General features: G+C 48.4%; 14 protein-coding genes and 3 pseudogenes. 6 read left to right on the top strand and 11 right to left on the bottom strand.

What is annotated here, in order from left to right; genetic code table 11:
• Nucleotides 1–51: 51 nt before the first annotated feature.
• The 5 genes from BM331_RS09795 to BM331_RS09775 all read right to left on the bottom strand — a co-directional run bounded on the left by BM331_RS09795 (nt 52) and on the right by BM331_RS09775 (nt 5,310).
• Complete coding sequence (locus tag BM331_RS09795) at nt 52–285, bottom strand: FAD assembly factor SdhE (RefSeq protein WP_074929194.1); 234 nt, start codon at nt 283–285, stop codon at nt 52–54.
• A complete protein-coding gene (locus BM331_RS09790) occupies nt 282–977 on the bottom strand; it encodes a succinate dehydrogenase iron-sulfur subunit (RefSeq protein WP_074929192.1) in 696 nt (231 codons plus the stop codon). The genes BM331_RS09795 and BM331_RS09790 overlap by 4 nt, the downstream gene beginning before the upstream one ends.
• 128 nt (nt 978–1,105) lie before the next feature.
• Nucleotides 1,106–2,536: a threonine synthase gene (gene thrC / locus BM331_RS09785; RefSeq protein WP_074929190.1), complete on the bottom strand. Its 1,431-nt coding sequence runs from the start codon at nt 2,534–2,536 to the stop codon at nt 1,106–1,108.
• Nucleotides 2,537–2,659: 123 nt separating this feature from the next.
• Nucleotides 2,660–3,976 carry a homoserine dehydrogenase gene (locus BM331_RS09780; RefSeq protein ID WP_074929188.1) on the bottom strand — a complete coding sequence of 439 codons (1,317 nt, stop codon included), beginning with the start codon at nt 3,974–3,976 and terminating at the stop codon, nt 2,660–2,662.
• A gap of 107 nt (nt 3,977–4,083) precedes the next feature.
• Entirely contained in the window at nt 4,084–5,310 is a 1,227-nt protein-coding gene (locus tag BM331_RS09775; RefSeq protein ID WP_074929187.1) for a pyridoxal phosphate-dependent aminotransferase, read from the bottom strand.
• Between the two features lie 284 nt (nt 5,311–5,594).
• On the opposite strand from BM331_RS09775, the gene BM331_RS09770 reads away from it, so the two are divergent.
• The 3 genes from BM331_RS09770 (at nt 5,595) to BM331_RS09760 (ending at nt 9,288) form a co-directional block, all read left to right on the top strand.
• Nucleotides 5,595–5,978 carry an Mth938-like domain-containing protein gene (locus BM331_RS09770; RefSeq protein WP_074929185.1) on the top strand — a complete coding sequence of 128 codons (384 nt, stop codon included), beginning with the start codon at nt 5,595–5,597 and terminating at the stop codon, nt 5,976–5,978.
• Between the two features lie 96 nt (nt 5,979–6,074).
• Complete coding sequence (gene ppsA, locus BM331_RS09765; protein ID WP_074929183.1) at nt 6,075–8,450, top strand: phosphoenolpyruvate synthase; 2,376 nt, start codon at nt 6,075–6,077, stop codon at nt 8,448–8,450.
• A gap of 4 nt (nt 8,451–8,454) precedes the next feature.
• Complete coding sequence (locus BM331_RS09760; protein WP_074929181.1) at nt 8,455–9,288, top strand: pyruvate, water dikinase regulatory protein; 834 nt, start codon at nt 8,455–8,457, stop codon at nt 9,286–9,288.
• 41 nt (nt 9,289–9,329) lie between these two features.
• Here the strand turns inward: BM331_RS09760 and BM331_RS09755 are convergent, their stop codons facing one another.
• Both BM331_RS09755 and BM331_RS09750 read right to left on the bottom strand, forming a co-directional pair.
• Nucleotides 9,330–9,848 (bottom strand): NlpC/P60 family protein, encoded by a 519-nt coding sequence (locus tag BM331_RS09755; protein ID WP_074929179.1) that lies wholly within the window; start codon nt 9,846–9,848, stop codon nt 9,330–9,332.
• 134 nt (nt 9,849–9,982) lie between these two features.
• Nucleotides 9,983–11,680: a glutamine--tRNA ligase/YqeY domain fusion protein gene (locus BM331_RS09750; protein WP_074929177.1), complete on the bottom strand. Its 1,698-nt coding sequence runs from the start codon at nt 11,678–11,680 to the stop codon at nt 9,983–9,985.
• A 278-nt stretch (nt 11,681–11,958) separates the two neighbouring features.
• On the opposite strand from BM331_RS09750, the gene lysS reads away from it, so the two are divergent.
• The 3 genes and pseudogenes from lysS (at nt 11,959) to BM331_RS11665 (ending at nt 15,160) form a co-directional block, all read left to right on the top strand.
• Complete coding sequence (lysS, locus tag BM331_RS09745) at nt 11,959–13,467, top strand: lysine--tRNA ligase (RefSeq protein ID WP_074929175.1); 1,509 nt, start codon at nt 11,959–11,961, stop codon at nt 13,465–13,467.
• 101 nt (nt 13,468–13,568) lie between these two features.
• Nucleotides 13,569–14,222, top strand: a complete 654-nt coding sequence (locus tag BM331_RS09740) for a hypothetical protein (RefSeq protein WP_074929173.1) — start codon at nt 13,569–13,571, stop codon at nt 14,220–14,222.
• A 125-nt stretch (nt 14,223–14,347) separates the two neighbouring features.
• Nucleotides 14,348–15,160 (top strand): annotated as a pseudogene (locus tag BM331_RS11665) (IS5 family transposase).
• 97 nt (nt 15,161–15,257) lie between these two features.
• Here the strand turns inward: BM331_RS11665 and BM331_RS09725 are convergent.
• From BM331_RS09725 to BM331_RS09710, 4 genes and pseudogenes are all read right to left on the bottom strand, one after another.
• Nucleotides 15,258–15,738, bottom strand: a pseudogene (locus BM331_RS09725) (IS5 family transposase); the annotation flags it as partial.
• Between the two features lie 12 nt (nt 15,739–15,750).
• Nucleotides 15,751–16,086, bottom strand: a complete 336-nt coding sequence (locus BM331_RS12455) for a transposase (RefSeq protein ID WP_442753235.1) — start codon at nt 16,084–16,086, stop codon at nt 15,751–15,753.
• Between the two features lie 35 nt (nt 16,087–16,121).
• Nucleotides 16,122–16,281 (bottom strand): annotated as a pseudogene (locus BM331_RS12450) (IS630 family transposase); the annotation flags it as partial.
• A gap of 7 nt (nt 16,282–16,288) precedes the next feature.
• Entirely contained in the window at nt 16,289–16,645 is a 357-nt protein-coding gene (locus BM331_RS09710; RefSeq protein WP_074929169.1) for a helix-turn-helix domain-containing protein, read from the bottom strand.
• Nucleotides 16,646–16,702 lie beyond the last annotated feature (57 nt).

Genomic DNA, 16,702 nt, shown 5'->3' with positions numbered 1-16,702 from the left:
CTCCATTTATCCTGCAATTCAAATTTTCCTGATAGGTGACCAGGGTTTTGGTTAATTTTCCTGTAAAAATCTTAATATAGGCCGAAATGCTTCGTCAGGTACTCCCGTATTGCGGGAGATCATATTCCACAGATCATGGTCAGGGTACGTTAGCAACACTTCGAACAATTCACGCTGCTGCTCATCCAGTTGTTCATAATGAATATCCATGAAGCGCAACAGAACGATATCCAGCTCCAGCATGCCGCGACGACAGCGCCAGCGCATGCGAGCCTGGTGGTTCATACCGTTTTATTCAGCATCATGATTTTTATACTTTCTATCGCGGCAGTCGGGTTTAATCCCTTGGGGCAGGCATCAACACAGTTCATGATGGAATGGCAACGGAATAAACGGTAGGGGTCTTCCAGATCATCCAGTCGTTCAGAAGTGGCCTGATCCCGGCTGTCAGCCAGAAAGCGATAGGCTTGCAGCAATCCGGCCGGCCCGACAAATTTGTCGGGATTCCACCAGAATGAAGGGCAGGCAGTGGTGCAACAGGCACATAGAATGCATTCGTAAAGACCATCCAGACGAGCGCGTTCTTCCTGGGATTGTAAACGTTCGGTTTCTGGCGGCGGGTCGTTATTGATCAGATAGGGCTTGATTGAATGATATTGCTTGAAAAATTGGCTCATATCAACAATCAGATCGCGGATAATCGGTAATCCCGGCAGTGGCCGGATTTCTACAGGTTCACGCAGGCCAGCAAGCGGTGTGATGCAGGCAAGATTATTGCGACCATTAATATTCATGGCATCGGAGCCGCACACACCTTCCCGGCAGGAGCGGCGCAGACTGAGACTGTCATCAATGGCCTTGATACGTATCAGCGCATCCAGCAGCATTTTATCTGTCGGCGCGAGCTCAACGTCATAATCCTGCATGTACGGTTTTTTATCCTTGTCCGGATCATAGCGACTAATCGAGAACAGCATAATGCACTCCTTTTTCCGTTTATTTTAATTTGATCAGAAAAGTACCTTATCCCGAAAGAATACAGGTGATTTTACGATAACGTTAGGAAGATGATTGCAATGTACCAGGATCGGGGTCAGTTTTTTCGTTATCCGTGCCTCTGATGTGATGGCCCAACCTGATTGGCAATGAACCGTTTAACTTGTTCGGCATCTGCTGTCATATGTTCAAAACGCTGGGGCAGTTTCTCCAGGTTATCGTACCCATCAGGTCGTTCCGGTACGAATCCGACTGCTTCCTGGATGCTGTCCGCAAACTTGACCGGTAGTGCTGTTTCCAGACAGATGAGTGGAACATCAGGTTCGCGCAATTCCATACCTACTTTCAGCCCATCTGCTGTATGTGTGTCAATCAGGGTATTGAATTTGCGGTGTATCTCTCGAATAGTGGTGATGCGTTCAGCATGGTTGCTGGTTCCGGAAATGATGCCAAAATCCCTGATTTTTTTCCACAGATCAGTATCAGAAAGATCAAACGACCCTCCTTGATCAACCGATTTCCAGAGTTCCTTGACGCGAGCTGCATCCCGACCGGTCAGATCGAAAATAAACCGTTCAAAATTTGATGCTTTAGATATATCCATCGAGGGGCTGCTGGTTTGCTTCGTTTCAATCGTTGCGCGGGGGCGATATAAACCGGTACGAAAGAACTCATCCAGCACATCATTTTCATTGGTTGCCAGAATCAGTTGCCTGATAGGTAGGCCCATCATACGTGCAACATGGCCGGCAAAAATATTGCCGAAGTTGCCGGAAGGGATTGAAAAAGATACTGCTTCCCCGTAGGAGCTGGTAACCGCAAAATAGGCCTTGAAGTAATAGATAATTTGCGCAGCGATACGCGCCCAGTTGATTGAATTGACCGCACCGATTCGATATTTTTGTTTGAATGCCTGGTCGTTACTGACAGTCTTGACGATGTCCTGGCAGTCATCAAATACACCTTTGATAGCAATATTGAAAATGTTTTCATCCTGTAGCGAGAACATTTGTGCGGTCTGGAAAGCACTCATTTTTCCGTAAGGTGACAACATGAATACGCGGATACCCCGTTTGCCGCGCATGGCATATTCTGCACTGGAGCCGGTATCACCGGAAGTTGCGCCCAGGATATTCAGTTCATCGTTATTTTTTGCCAGCACATACTCGAACAGGTTGCCTAGGAACTGCATGGCAATGTCTTTGAACGCCAGGGTGGGGCCATTAGACAGGTGCAGCAGATGCAGATCGGGTTCCAGTGTCTGAATCGGGGTAACTTCCTTGCTGCCAAAAACTTCAGCCGTATAGGTGCGCGCAATCAAGGTGCGTAAATCGTCGGCGGGGATGTCATCCATGAAACGCGACAAAATCTCAAATGCAAGCGACGGGTAGTCGAGTGAGCGCCAGGATTCAAGTTCTGCCGGGCTTATTTCGGGATAAGATTCAGGCATAGCCAGCCCGCCATCCGGAGCCAATCCACCTAACAGAATTTCAGTAAATGTTTTGGGCGGCATGCCACCCCGGGTCGAGAGATATCGCATATTAGTCTGTGATAAACGGGGAAAGAAACAACCGGGTGCTTCACATTGGAAGCTGATCAATCCTGAAAGAAATCAGGGATTAAATTGAATATGAATAAAGCAAAATCTGAAAGCTGTGCAGCCTTAACCGCCAAGCTCCTCAAGTCGAATCCGGATGATTTTATCAGCCATGGCCGGAAGGTTCTGGATTTTTTCAATAGCTGTGTTGATGTTCTTTTCCCTGGTTTTGTGCAAAAGCATGATGATGTTGACCTTATCTTCCCTATCTGCATGCTCTTTCTGGATCATTGCACTGATGGAGATTTCATTGTCTGCCAGGATGTGGGTGATGTCGGCCAGCACCCCAGGTTTATCCGTGACTTGCAATCGCAGGTAATAAGCAGTTTCCACGACTTCCATCGGTACGATGGGTGTATCAGACAGCAGCTCCGGCAGGAATGCCAGTACGGGCACCCGGTGCTCCGGACTGGAAGTGAGCAGACGTGTGACATCTACCAGATCAGCGATCACTGCGCTGGCAGTAGGTTCTGCACCGGCCCCGGCACCATAATATAGCGTCGGCCCGACTGCATCCCCTTTTACGATGATCGCATTCATTACGCCTTCCACATTGGCAATCAGTCGTTTGACTGGAATCAGCGCCGGGTGGACACGCAACTCAATGCCATTGGCCGTGCGTTTGGTAATACCCAGCAGTTTGATGCGGTAGCCTAATTCTTCGGCATAACGGATATCGTCATTGGCCAGTTTGGTGATTCCTTCGATATAAGTTTGATCGAACCGAACTGGAATGCCAAAGGCAAGTGCTGCCATGATGGTGATTTTGTGAGCAGCATCAATGCCTTCTATATCATAGGTTGGGTCAGCCTCGGCATAACCCAGTTGCTGTGCGCTGGCCAGAACGGTGCTGAAATCCAGCCCTTTGACACGCATCTCCGACAGGATGAAGTTACTGGTTCCGTTGATGATGCCGGCAATCCATTCAATGCGGTTGGCTGCCAAGCCTTCTCGCAGCGCCTTGATGATGGGAATACCTCCCGCCACGGCTGCTTCAAACGCGACGATGATATTGCGTTGCTGTGCGGCGGCAAATATTTCATTACCATGATTTGCCAGCAGTGCCTTATTGGCGGTAATGACATGTTTGCCGTGAGCAATGGCTTCAAGTATCGCTTGTTTGGCGATAGTTTGTCCCCCGATCAGTTCGACGATGATGTCAATGTCGGGATGTCTGGCAATTTCAAGTGCATTGGATGTTACGACAACATCATCACCCGCGACCAGGTTGTGCGCCTTTTCCTGATCCAGATCGGCGATCATGCTAATGATGATATTGCGCCCGGTTCTGCGGGTGATTTCCTGCTGGTTGCGTTTCAGAACGGTATAAGTGCCGCCGCCAACGGTGCCAACGCCGAGCAGCCCTACATGAATTGGCTTCATAACAGAATTTGTTTGTGTATCAATAAGGATAAACCGAAGATTATATACGGAATAAAGCGGAGCAAGTCAGTTACCCGCTTGGTTACCGTGTTTTCCTGGCTGCAGGATTAGCAGCCGTGACGAGCGCGATAGCGGCCTAAAAACTGTGCAATACGGCCGATGGCTTCGGTCAGGTCGTCACTGTTAGGCAGAAATACAATCCGGAAATGATCGGGCTGCGACCAGTTGAATCCGGTTCCCTGAACGATCAGCACCTTTTCTTCCAGCAGCAGATCCAGTACAAATTGTTCATCATCTGCAATTGGATAATAGGCGGGATCCAGCCGTGGGAATAGATACAGTGCGCTTTGGGGCTTAACGCAGGTTACGCCCGGAATGTCGGTGAGCAATTTCCAGGCCAGATCACGCTGACGCTTCAGTCGCCCGGTGGGCATGGTGAGATCGTGAATACTTTGATAGCCACCCAGTGCAGTCTGGATGCCGAATTGTGCTGGAACATTGGCGCACAAACGCATGGATGCCAGCATATTGAGCCCGGTAATGTAATCCCGTGCGCGTGTTTTGTCGCCGGAGACAATTGCCCAGCCGGAACGAAAGCCGGCGGCACGATAATTTTTGGATAAGCCGTTGAATGTTACAAACGGAACATCATTGGCCAGCGAAGCAATCGAAGTATGGTGGGCAGAGTCATAAAGGATTTTGTCGTAGATTTCGTCAGCAAAAATGATCAGGTTATTTTGTCGGGCAATTTCGATGATATCGCGCAACAAATCATCCGGGTACAGTGCGCCAGTGGGGTTGTTGGGGTTGATAATGACGATTGCCCGGGTTCTGCTGTTGACCTTGGCTTTTATGTTCTCCGGATCTGGTAGCCAGTCAGATTGTTCGTCACATATATAATGCCGTGCGATTCCACCCGCCAGGGAGACAGCGGCCGTCCATAAGGGATAATCCGGCGAAGGAACCAGCACTTCATCATCATTTTCCAGCAGCGCCTGGGTAGCCAGCATGATCAGTTCTGATACGCCATTCCCGACGTAGATGTCATCCATCTGCACGTTGGCGATATTTTTTTCCTGTGTGTAGTGCATGATCGCTTTACGAGCAGCGAATAGCCCTTTGGAATCGCAATAACCGGATGCGGCAGAAAGGTTCTGGATGACATCCTGCAAGATCTCGTCCGGCGCTTCAAACCCGAAGGATGCGGGATTGCCGATATTGAGCTTGATGATACGATGACCTTCTTCCTCCATCTGTCTGGCGCGATCGAGAACAGGTCCCCGTATGTCATAGCAGACATGGTTGAGTTTGCTGGATTTTTTGATGGATTGCATGGACGGATAGAGAAAATTCTATTTAATACGGAAAAAGCATACCATGTTACGCTGATTTTTATTAAGGGGCATTTCTAAAAACCGGGGGTGCGGGATGAGGTGCAAGGCGTATGGAGCGCAGCAATGAGAGCTGTCAAATAGATAGATGAGGCAAGGAGTACCGGACAATGTTGCTGTTTGTCTGGAAAGCCAATTGTAATTGTTAGAGGTGTCCTGAAATGAAAATGGTTGGGCTGATTATCCAGTTGGATCAAAACTGAATTTTTCGTTACGAAGGGATTTACATGAAATTACATCTTTCGGATAACTCCGGTTTGAACATTTTTTCTGGCTACGGAGACGGTTATGTTGCGGTCAATCAGGTGCGGTATACAGATAGCATGATCGTGCTGCCGGAACAGATCGTTGAGCACTGGCCGGTAAGCAGTATTAACCAGTTGGAAATGGAGCATTTTGATCCATTGCTGGCAGTACAGCCGGAGATTATTTTGCTTGGAACAGGAATGTCATTGCAGTTTCCAAATGCATCGCTGATAAAAAAAATACTGGCTCGCGGAATCGGATTCGAGACGATGGATACGCAGGCAGCATGCAGAACCTACAATATCCTGTCATCTGAAGGGAGGCATGTTGCTGCCGCGATATTTGTTCGACCCGCAGACAGATAGCAATCCAAAGCTTATTCGGGTTATTTGTTTTGATAAAAGAAGACGACAGAGCGCAGATGTTATCGTATCCGTTCTGTTTTTCGATGGGGGTAAATTATGGCTGGTCATCCTGATTATATTTTGTGGCTGGATCAGGTAGATATGAACGATGTAGCAAGCGTAGGGGGCAAGAATGCCTCGCTGGGGGAGATGATCGGAAATCTTTCTCGCGCCGGGGTGAAAGTGCCTGGTGGATTTGCTACGACAACATACGCTTATTGTGAATTTCTCAGGGTCAATGATTTGAATGACCGCATCAATCAATTATTGACACCACTGGATGTGGATGATGTGGCGGCGCTGGCCGTTGCAGGTAAACAGATTCGCTCTTGGCTGCTTGCTGCTACGCTGCCGGATGATCTGGTAAAGGCGGTGACTCAGGCATACCAGAAACTCATTGCCGATTCGGGCGATGAGGTCTCCTTTGCGGTGCGTTCATCGGCAACAGCTGAGGATCTGGCAGACGCATCCTTTGCTGGCCAACAGGAGACGCTGCTGAACGTGCAGGGACTTGATAACCTGTTCAATGCGCTCAGAAGAGTGTTTGCCTCACTTTATACGGATCGGGCGATTTCCTATCGGACCCATCATGGATTTCATCATAATCAGGTGTTCTTATCTGCAGGCGTACAAAGGATGGCGCGCAGCGATAAAGGTGCCAGTGGTGTGATATTTACACTGGATACTGAATCCGGCTTTCGGGATGTGGTGTTTATTACCTCTGCTTATGGTTTGGGAGAAACCGTTGTGCAGGGAATAGTCAACCCGGATGAATTTATCGTTTATAAACCTAATCTTGAGGCTGGGTTGCCCGCAATTCTTTCCCGCCGGTTGGGAGCCAAGGCAACAGAGATGATCTATAACAATGAGCAGGCAGGGCAGGCGACCGTGGTACAACCAGTATCGCTGGAACGAAGCCAGCGTTTCAGTTTGTCCGATGAGCAAATTGAATCATTGGCCCGGCAGGCAGTTATTATCGAGCAGCACTACAACCGGCCAATGGATATCGAATGGGTGCTGGATGGAATAGATGGACAAATTTATATTGTCCAGGCTCGCCCGGAGACAGTGAAAAGCCGTGCCGAGCAATCAGTAGAACAATTTTATCTGAGCGAACGGAGTCCGGTGCTGGTGCAGGGGCGTGCGATCGGTCAGAAGATTGGGCAGGGAACAGCGCGAGTCATTATGAATGCCGGGCAGATGGCGGAGATTCAACCGGGTGACGTGCTGATAACAGATATGACTGATCCGGATTGGGAGCCGATCATGAAACGTGCCGCAGCGATTGTGACCAATCGTGGCGGGCGCACCTGTCATGCGGCGATTATTGCGCGGGAGCTGGGTATTCCGGCAGTGGTCGGGTGTGAACAGGCTACAACAAAAATCAGCGATGGTCAGATAGTAACTATATCCTGCGCGGAAGGAGATATTGGTTTTGTGTATGAAGGCCTGCTTCCTTTTCAACATACTTGTTCAGAGATCAGTAAGCTGCCCGAATTGCCGGTCAAGATTATGCTGAATATTGGAAATCCTGCACAGGCTTTTGCATTTTCGCAACTGCCCAATCATGGAGTGGGGCTGGCGCGCCTGGAATTTATCGTTGCCAATAATATTGGTATTCATCCCCGGGCTGTACTGGAATTTGATGCACTTCCGAACGCTCTGAAAGCGTCTGTCAGCGAGCGAGCGGCGGGTTATCCTGATCCGGTATCGTTCTATATTGAGAAACTGGTGGAAGGAATTGCCACGCTGGCGGCGGCTTTTCACCCGCATCCGGTGATTGTGCGCTTATCTGATTTTAAATCCAATGAATATGCCAATCTGATTGCAGGCGATCGTTTCGAGCCGCACGAAGAAAATCCAATGCTCGGATTTCGCGGTACTTCGCGTTATCTTGCCGATTCTTTTCGTGCTTGCTTTGAGCTGGAGTGTCTGGCTTTACGCAAGGTGCGTGGTGAAATGGGCTTTACCAATGTTGAGGTGATGGTTCCTTTTTGTCGAACCTTAGAGGAGGCGCGGCAGATTACAGAATTACTGGCGGCTAATGAATTAAAACGCGGAAGCAACGGATTGCGCTTGATCATGATGTGTGAGATTCCTTCCAATGCTGTGTTGGCTGAAGAGTTTCTCGAATACTTTGATGGATTTTCCATCGGATCTAACGATATGACCCAGCTGGTACTCGGGCTAGATCGTGATTCGGGGTTAGTTGCCCATTTATTCGATGAACGTAACCTGGCTGTAAAGCGGTTGCTGGAAATGGCTATTAACGCATGCCATAAACAGGGGAAATATATTGGCATTTGCGGCCAGGCGCCTTCCGATTATCTGGATTTTGCGCGCTGGCTGGTTGAGCAGGGGATCAGCAGCCTTTCTCTTAACCAGGATACGGTGGTGAGCACCTGGTTGCATCTGGCGAGCCAGGAGCAGTAGGGCGATGTTACAACTACAACGCAGCGTTTTTTTCCTGTCTGATCGTACCGGCATTACAGCGGAAACACTGGGTCATAGTCTGTTGACCCAGTTCGATGGAATAGAATGGAAGAAGCACTATGCTTCTTTCCTGGATAGTGCAGCCAAGGTTCAGGAGATCATTGATCGTATCAATACAATTGCGAAGCAGGAGGACCAGCCGCCATTAGTATTTAGCACATTGCTGGATCCGGTTATCCTCGCTTCTGTCCGTCAGGCCGATTGCTATCTTATTGATTTCTTTGAGTCCTGTCTTGGTGTGCTGGAAGCGGCGCTGCAACAGTCGCCCGTGCGCATACCCGGACGCTCCCATATTCTTGGCCAGGATGCTTCCTATTTCCGACGTATTGCTGCGATTCAGTATGCGTTGAACAGTGATGATGGCAGTAATTCCAAAGTTCTTGCCGATGCCGACGTGATTCTAGTAGGCGTATCGCGTTCTGGCAAAACCCCGACATGCGTGTACCTGGCTTTACAGTATGGCGTACTTGCCGCTAATTATCCGTTTACGCCAGAAGATATGGGAGCCATGCGTCTTCCTTCACTGTTGCAGCCGCTGCGTGAGAAATTGTTTGGATTGACGTTGAGCGCGTCACGGCTTCAGGCTGTTCGCGTGGGGCGTTATCCGGGCAGTCATTATGCTTCATTCGTTGAATGCCAGCATGAACTTCAGTGGCAGAATGAGTTGTACCAGCAGTTTAATATCCCGTTTATCGATACTACCGGAGTATCAATAGAAGAGATCAGCGCATCAATTATCAACCAGATGCGGCTGGAAAGACGCCTGTATGGAACCTGAATAAGCATTCGTTCCGGATATGACAGGTGGCAGTATGATTTTTATATCCTGATTGATTTCCAGTATCTGGATTTCCAGTAGGTATTATCTAGGCTGGATATAGTGACGCCTTGACTGGATGAGGCATGAAGAAATTTCTTGCTATCCAGATAGATTCCTACATGCCAGGAACGTCCACCTGTTTTGAAAAATATTAGATCTCCCGGCATAAGCTCATCCCGACTGATTTTTTCACCAAATTCTGCCTGAGAAAGTGCTGTTCTGGGTAATGTGAAGCCGAATTCTTCCTTGAAGATAATTCTGACAAGTGCAGAGCAATCTACTCCAGTGTGATCTGTGCCTCCCAGCCGATAGCGTGTGCCACGCCATTCCTGATATTGGCTGTACAGACGATTCCGCACGAAAAACGGATCATTTTCCAGAATTCCCTGAGGAATCGCAAATCCGGGTTTATGTGAATATCGTGAAATTTCATCACGCGTTGAATCTTTGGGAACCGAGCTGCATCCAGCTATCATACCTGCGCCGAGCAACAGAATGACAATGTGTTTTAAGGACATGTTTCAATTCATGTTGTTGGAATAAGGGGCAAGTATAACAAGAAAATAATCTGGTTGTGAAATAAGAAAGGTTCTTTTTAGTGAATGCCCTGATGATTTGTCATATATGCAAATGTAATTCATGCAATTGCTGGTTATCCACTGTGCTCCGATTTGTCCGTGATTTTCACCCAGGTATTGCGTAGTGATACGGTTCGATTGAATATCGGCTTTCCCGGCTTGGTATCTGCCAGATCAGCTACAAAGTAGCCATGACGCTCAAACTGAAAACGTTGTTCTGCTTGCGTTTCAAGCAAAGAAGGCTCGATGTAGCCGGTAATAATTTTCCTGGAATCCGGATTTAACGAGGTTTTGAAATCTTTGCCTTCCGTGTCGGGATGTGAGTCGCTGAACAGGCGGTCATATAACCTGATTTCAACAGCCTTGGCATAAGTGGCCGACAGCCAGTGGATATTGCCACGGACTTTTCGGGTTTCAGCCCCGGCAGTGCCGCTTTTGGTAGCGGGATCGTAAGTGCAGTGAATCTCCAGGATCTTTCCCTGACCATCCTTGACAAGGTGTGTACATCTTACGATATATGCATAACGTAACCGCACTTCTGCCCCAGGTGTCAGGCGGAAAAAACCTTTGTCTGGCACCTCCATAAAGTCTTCACGGTCGATATAAAGCTGTTTTGTCAGCGGTAGTTCGCGTGTACCAAGCTCTGGTTTTTTTGGATGATTGGGCGCATAGCAGGGTTCCTTCTGATCATCTGGAAAGTTATCAATGACCAGCAGCACCGGATCAAGGACAGCAATGCGGCGCAGGGCACTTTCATTAAGATCTTCACGCAAACAATCTTCCAGTGCCGTCATGTCAATCCAGGAATCTGCCTTGCTGATGCCAATTCGTTCCGCGAACAAGCGGATTGATTTTGGTGTATAGCCCCGGCGGCGCAGGCCTGCCAATGTATTCATGCGTGGATCGTCCCAGCCATCTACCAGTTTATTCTCTACCAGGTCGATCAGTTTGCGCTTGCTCATGACACTGTAAGTCAGATTGAGTCGCGCAAATTCGATCTGCTGCGGGTGGCAGGGAACTTTTTCACTTAACTGATTTAGTATCCAGTCATACAGTGGCCGATGATCTTCAAATTCCAGTGTGCAAAGGGAATGCGTGATCCGTTCCAAAGCATCGGAAATACAATGGGTGTAATCGTACATCGGGTAGATACACCATTTATCGCCCGTGCGCTGGTGGTGGATATGGCGGATACGATAGATAACTGGATCACGCAGATTGATGTTGGGGGATGCCATATCAATTTTCGCGCGCAGCACATGCGCCCCATCGGGAAACTCTCTTGCACGCATGCGCCGGAACAAATCCAGACTTTCGGCTGCCGGGCGATCACGATAAGGGCTGTTCGTGCCTGCTTCAGTCAAGGTTCCACGTAACCGGCGGATTTCGTCTGCTGATAGGCTGTCCACATACGCTTTATCTTGCGTGATCAGATATTCTGCGAATTCATATAGCTGATCAAAATAATCGGAAGCGTAGTAAAGATGTTCCTGCCAGTCGAAGCCCAGCCAGTGGACCGATTCTATAATGGCATCGACGTATTCCTGGGCTTCTTTTTCCGGGTTCGTATCGTCGAATCGCAGATGACAGGCGCCGTTATATTCGAGCGCAAGCCCGAAATTCAAGCAAATGCTTTTTGCATGGCCGATATGCAGATAGCCATTTGGCTCGGGTGGGAAACGTGTTTCTACGCGTCCGTTCCATTTGCCGGTGCGGTTGTCTTCTTCAATAATATTACGAATGAAATGAGCAGGGGCTGAAGGCGTGTTCACAGATATTTTTCAGTTAAATTCAATGAGATGTTGATTGTTCCCATGGGATAAATGACAGTACATAGATCGGAATATGTGCCCAGGCAGCGCGCGATGCCGTGTAACTGTAAGTTTCCTGCCAGATGGTTTTTCGTGAGCCCGCTAGAATGGAGCAGGCAAAGTAACTATATAATACACGTTGATTACGCATACGGCAGCGGCTCCAGGATATCCGTGCCGCTTGGTACGATACAGAGAGATTTTATACCAATAAAAATTACATAAAATTTGGAATAGATATGACCCAGGAAGATACATCCGGTATTTCCCAGGATGAAAACAGCCTTATTGCAGAGCGTTATTCAAAATTGACTGCGTTGCGCCAGATCGGCAATGCTTTTCCGAATGATTATCGTCGGGACAGCCTGGCTCATGACCTGCATGAAAAGTATGATAATGATTCAAGAGAAGAACTGGAAAGTGAGCAGGTTAAAGTAAAAGTCGCAGGGCGCATGTTGTTTAAGCGTGTCATGGGAAAGGCGAGCTTTGCAACGATCCAGGATATGAGCGGACGGATACAGCTCTATATCTCCAATGATCATACCGGAGAATCCGCTCACGAAGCATTCAGGCATTATGATCTGGGGGATATTCTCGGCGCGGAAGGTATTTTGTTCAAAACCAAGACGGACGAATTGTCATTACGGGTTACCCGGCTTCGTCTTCTGACTAAATCCTTGCGCCCGTTACCGGGGAAATTTCATGGCCTTACTGATCAGGAACAGAAATACCGGCGGCGTTACCTTGATCTGATTACAAATGAAGAAACACGCAAGGTGTTCTTGGTTCGCTCAAAAATTATTCAGGCGGTACGTGAACTTCTTGTTGACCGAGGCTATCTTGAAGTTGAAACACCGATGATGCACTCCATTCCAGGAGGAGCTACTGCGCGACCTTTTGTTACGCATCATAATGCACTGGATATGTCGCTGTATCTGCGTATCGCACCGGAACTTTACCTGAAGCGGTTGGTAGTGGGTGGTATGGAAAAAGTTTTTGAGATTAATCGTAATTTCAGGAATGAAGGTATATCCACTCGTCATAATCCGGAATTCACTATGCTGGAGTTTTATGAGGCTTATCAGGATCATCATTACCTGATGGATCTGACGGAATCCATGCTGCGTGAAGTTGCACTGAAAGTATTGGGAACCACTTGCATCGTCTATCAGCAGCGCGAAATGGATCTTGCCCGACCTTTTGCCCGGTTGACTGTCACGCAAGCTATCCTGAAATACCACTCTGAATATTCCGAAGCGCAACTTAACAGCAGAGATGATTTAATCAAGATTTTGCAGGCGAAGGGAATTGGATTCAATCCCGGCAGCGGAGTCGGCGGACTGCAACTGGCTCTGTTCGATGAAACAACCGAACACTTGCTGTTTGAACCCGTATTTATCGTTGATTATCCAGCCGAGGTATCGCCCCTGGCACGCCGCAATGATCAAAACCCGGAGATTACGGATCGTTTTGAGCTTTATATTGCCGGGCGGGAAATTGCGAACGGCTTTTCCGAGTTGAATGATCCTGAAGATCAGGCCAGTCGCTTCCTTGAACAGGCCAGAGCTAAAGAGGCAGGTGATATGGAGGCGATGCACTATGACGCCGACTATATCCAGGCACTGGAATACGGATTGCCGCCAACGGCAGGCGAGGGAATCGGTATCGATCGGCTAGTGATGTTGCTGACAGATTCTCCAAGCATTCGCGATGTCATTCTGTTTCCGCAGTTACGCAAGGAAGATTAGACGACAGGTGATGACCCCGTGGTGCGGCTCGGGATTCTTCCTCAAGCACGGGGTGTGATTGTCGATATGACTTTGTTTGCGCCGAGTCATGGAGTTCAACTATGTTTACTGGTTCGCTTGGCAAACTGATATTCACCGTGCTGCTCTTGATGATTGATACGGGATTGATGAGGGTTACGCTGGCTTCCAGCGCGCGGCAAGACAAGATCGTGAACAGCCGGGAAATAGCCGGAGAGTATTCAAAACCCCGTCAACAGGGAAAATCTAGTGTAACGGTTACTACTTCCTCTCCCGATAAGATTGATGAGAGTGCAGGCAGGCGGAAACAGTCAACCTATCGTCGTATACGCAGCACCGATGCTTCCGGAACCTCGATTGACCCTGCACGACTTCCAGCTGAGTATTGCGGAATAGTGGAACACATCGCCCCCGTCATGCTTAACTCCGCCAATGGTGGCAATACGGATACATTTATTTCAGGGATAGTCGCAATTCCCTTGGGCAGACATGGGGGAAGTTTTTTTACTGAAGTCGATGTCCCGGGTAATAGCGGCTACGTTCCTTCCGAGAGGAACATTACCGAACCTGTTTATTACAGAATCAGCTTGCTGGCAAATGATGGCAATCGCTATGTGATAACCCAGCAAGTGCCCCCCGGGTTTCAGCCGGGAGAGACAATCAGATTCAATGACGATGGTTTTCTGGAGAAAGCCGGTTGTGTGATGCGCCAGCCCGATCCGCATCAGCCGGACTAGTAAGTTTCTCTTGCGAATTCAGTCTCCTCGCGTAGCCCGGAGCATCCTTTTCTTTCTTATCCTTTTACTCAAATAAACTCTTCTTTATTAGGCCCTGTTAACACTATTTCTGTTAGAGTTGCTGGATGGAAATATATGCATCGCAATTCAAGTTTATTGAAAATCTACTGCCGATACAACGAGGTAATGTCACTCTCTCGAATTTGGAAGTGCTCAACGCGATTCTGTATGTTGCAGAACACGGTTGTAAGTAGCGCGGTCTGCCTGTGAAATTCGGCAATTGGCACAGTATTTATACGCGCGCCAATCATTGGGCCAGGAATGGTGTCCTGGATCGGGTTTTTCTCACGCTCCAGCAAAACAAACTGATACAGCTGGAAGTGGATCACATGTCGCTGGATAGTACGATAATCAAAGTCCATCCTGATGGTACTGGTGCACTAAAAAAACGGTGTTCAAGCTATCGGTAAATCATGAGGGGCTGGACTACCAAAATTCACCTGGTTGCGGCAGATGCCAGAACCGCAGTAGTGTTTTCGTTATCTCCTGGTCAGGCCGGTGATGCGCCAGAAGGACGAAAATTTCTGAAAACCCTGGAGAATAAGGGGTTCTCTGACACTCACGTGATTATGGATAAAGCGTACGAAGAGGATGAAACCCGGCAGTTGGTACTTGATCTGGGGATGATTCCAGTGGTGCCACCAAAAGCAAATCGTGTGTCGCCTTGGGAGTACGATGTTGAAATATACAAAAAGCGCAATGAGGTGGAGCGACTGTTTCGTCGCCTGAAGAGTTTCAGAAGAATCTTCTCTCGCTTTGACAAGTTGGATATAGTTTTCCGATTCTTCATCCATTTCACTCTGGTTGTAGATCATTTAATTAGTGTTAACAGGCACTGGGGGTTTGTCGGACTTAACGCGCAACCAATTGATTTATAACGAACCATAATTTATGCCAATGACAAGCAGTGTTGGTAAAAACAATGGGTTACGTTGCATTCAGACCTTAAGTTCGACGGGCTGCTAGATTATGTAGTCACGGGATACATACCCATAGGGCGATACATCTGATTTGTACATCAGTAAGGAAAGAAGAGGTGTTTTTGGCGTATCCTGTAGCAACACCTCGCTATCCTTTGAGATGCAGGAAGGCATTCTCAACAAGATGTCTCAATTTATATAGTTCTTTATCATAAGAGCTTTGCATTTTGCGATTCTTCCTTGGAGGAATAACGATCTCCATAGCCTGTTTTTCTGCCTGCTCAATAATCGCATTGCTGTCATAGCCACGATCTGCCAGCAGATAATCTGCGCTGATTCCTTCAATCAGGCGGCCAGCCTGTGTGCAGTCAGCAGTGGTACCTTGTGTAATAAAGATTCTGACCGGGATACCATACGCATCCACGGCCAGATATATTTTGGTGTTGAGCCCCTTTTGTTCGGCCCATATCCTGATTACTCCCTTTGGCTCCATTGGCATGAGGGTGAACCTTGCAATGGCTGGCATCGATCATTAGAGCGTTTTTGTTTTAGTTGCATACATATCCGGCTGCATTGAAATAGTTTTGGCACTCGACAGGTGAAAAGGTGTCGATAATCCTGCCGATCTCGTCCCACAATGTCTGTCTGGTGCGTCTGGCTGCTTTGCGCAGCATGGCTTTGAATTTGGAGAACAGTTTTTCGATAGGGTTGAGGTCAGGGGAGTAAGGTGGCAGATAGCGGATTATTGCTCCTGTTGTCTCGATTGCTTCTTGCACGCACGTTGCCTTATGGCTCGATAGATTGTCAGCTACAACGATGTCACCAGGACGCAGCGTCGGACATAGAAAGTCACGCATATATGCCAGAAATAATGCGCCATTCATTGAACCATTGGTGCAGTCACACTGCATAACGCAGCATTCTCCGCGGGGCGCGCAACCGCGCAAACGTGTCATGTTGGTCGTTGCCCATGTCTCATCCAGAAACACCAGTCTGGATGCATCCCAGTAAGGCTGTTTGTACTGCCATTCACTGCGTGCCTGCTGCACATCCGCGCGTTCTTGCTCGCTGGCATGTAGTGTTTTTTTAAAGCTCAGCCCCCATTTGTTCAGCTGATGCCACAAAGCTGGAGCTTTGATCTGAATGCCTTGTTCGCACAGACGCTCGCACATTTCCACCAGCTTCAGATCGGCTTGTTCCCTGATCCACCCGAAGTGTCTGTTCCATGTGAGCAACCCGGGAACGCCGATATCCACCTACTTGCAATGGGCCGCGCTTGCCTTCCTTATAGAAGCGATCACGTACCTGATACACCCACACTCGACTCACTCCAAAGCGTGCTGCTATATCGGTCGGCCGTTCTCCTCGCTCCAATGCATTGAGTATACGATCCCTGAAGATAGTGACCTTGTTTAATCCTGCAAGCTGTTCTGGCTGATACATCGGACAAACTGGCAAAATCAGCTTGTGGGCTCGGATTGAATCGGGTGCGACGTTATG

It is taken from the genome of Nitrosomonas eutropha (genome assembly GCF_900116685.1).
Lineage (GTDB): Bacteria > Pseudomonadota > Gammaproteobacteria > Burkholderiales > Nitrosomonadaceae > Nitrosomonas > Nitrosomonas eutropha_A.
Note: the sequence above shows the minus strand (reverse complement) of the source record. Positions and strands in the feature narration are given on the sequence as shown.

Coding starts and splice junctions, on each gene's coding strand:
- BM331_RS09710 (WP_074929169.1), bottom strand. CDS start 16,645: ATGTATCAGCCAGAACAGCTTGCAGGATTAAACAAGGTCACTATCTTC.
- BM331_RS12455 (WP_442753235.1), bottom strand. CDS start 16,086: ATGAATGGCGCATTATTTCTGGCATATATGCGTGACTTTCTATGTCCG.
- BM331_RS09740 (WP_074929173.1), top strand. CDS start 13,569: ATGTTTACTGGTTCGCTTGGCAAACTGATATTCACCGTGCTGCTCTTG.
- BM331_RS09780 (WP_074929188.1), bottom strand. CDS start 3,976: ATGAAGCCAATTCATGTAGGGCTGCTCGGCGTTGGCACCGTTGGCGGC.
- thrC (WP_074929190.1), bottom strand. CDS start 2,536: ATGCGATATCTCTCGACCCGGGGTGGCATGCCGCCCAAAACATTTACT.
- BM331_RS09760 (WP_074929181.1), top strand. CDS start 8,455: ATGTTACAACTACAACGCAGCGTTTTTTTCCTGTCTGATCGTACCGGC.
- BM331_RS09795 (WP_074929194.1), bottom strand. CDS start 285: ATGAACCACCAGGCTCGCATGCGCTGGCGCTGTCGTCGCGGCATGCTG.
- BM331_RS09770 (WP_074929185.1), top strand. CDS start 5,595: ATGAAATTACATCTTTCGGATAACTCCGGTTTGAACATTTTTTCTGGC.
- lysS (WP_074929175.1), top strand. CDS start 11,959: ATGACCCAGGAAGATACATCCGGTATTTCCCAGGATGAAAACAGCCTT.
- ppsA (WP_074929183.1), top strand. CDS start 6,075: ATGGCTGGTCATCCTGATTATATTTTGTGGCTGGATCAGGTAGATATG.
- BM331_RS09790 (WP_074929192.1), bottom strand. CDS start 977: ATGCTGTTCTCGATTAGTCGCTATGATCCGGACAAGGATAAAAAACCG.
- BM331_RS09755 (WP_074929179.1), bottom strand. CDS start 9,848: ATGTCCTTAAAACACATTGTCATTCTGTTGCTCGGCGCAGGTATGATA.
- BM331_RS09775 (WP_074929187.1), bottom strand. CDS start 5,310: ATGCAATCCATCAAAAAATCCAGCAAACTCAACCATGTCTGCTATGAC.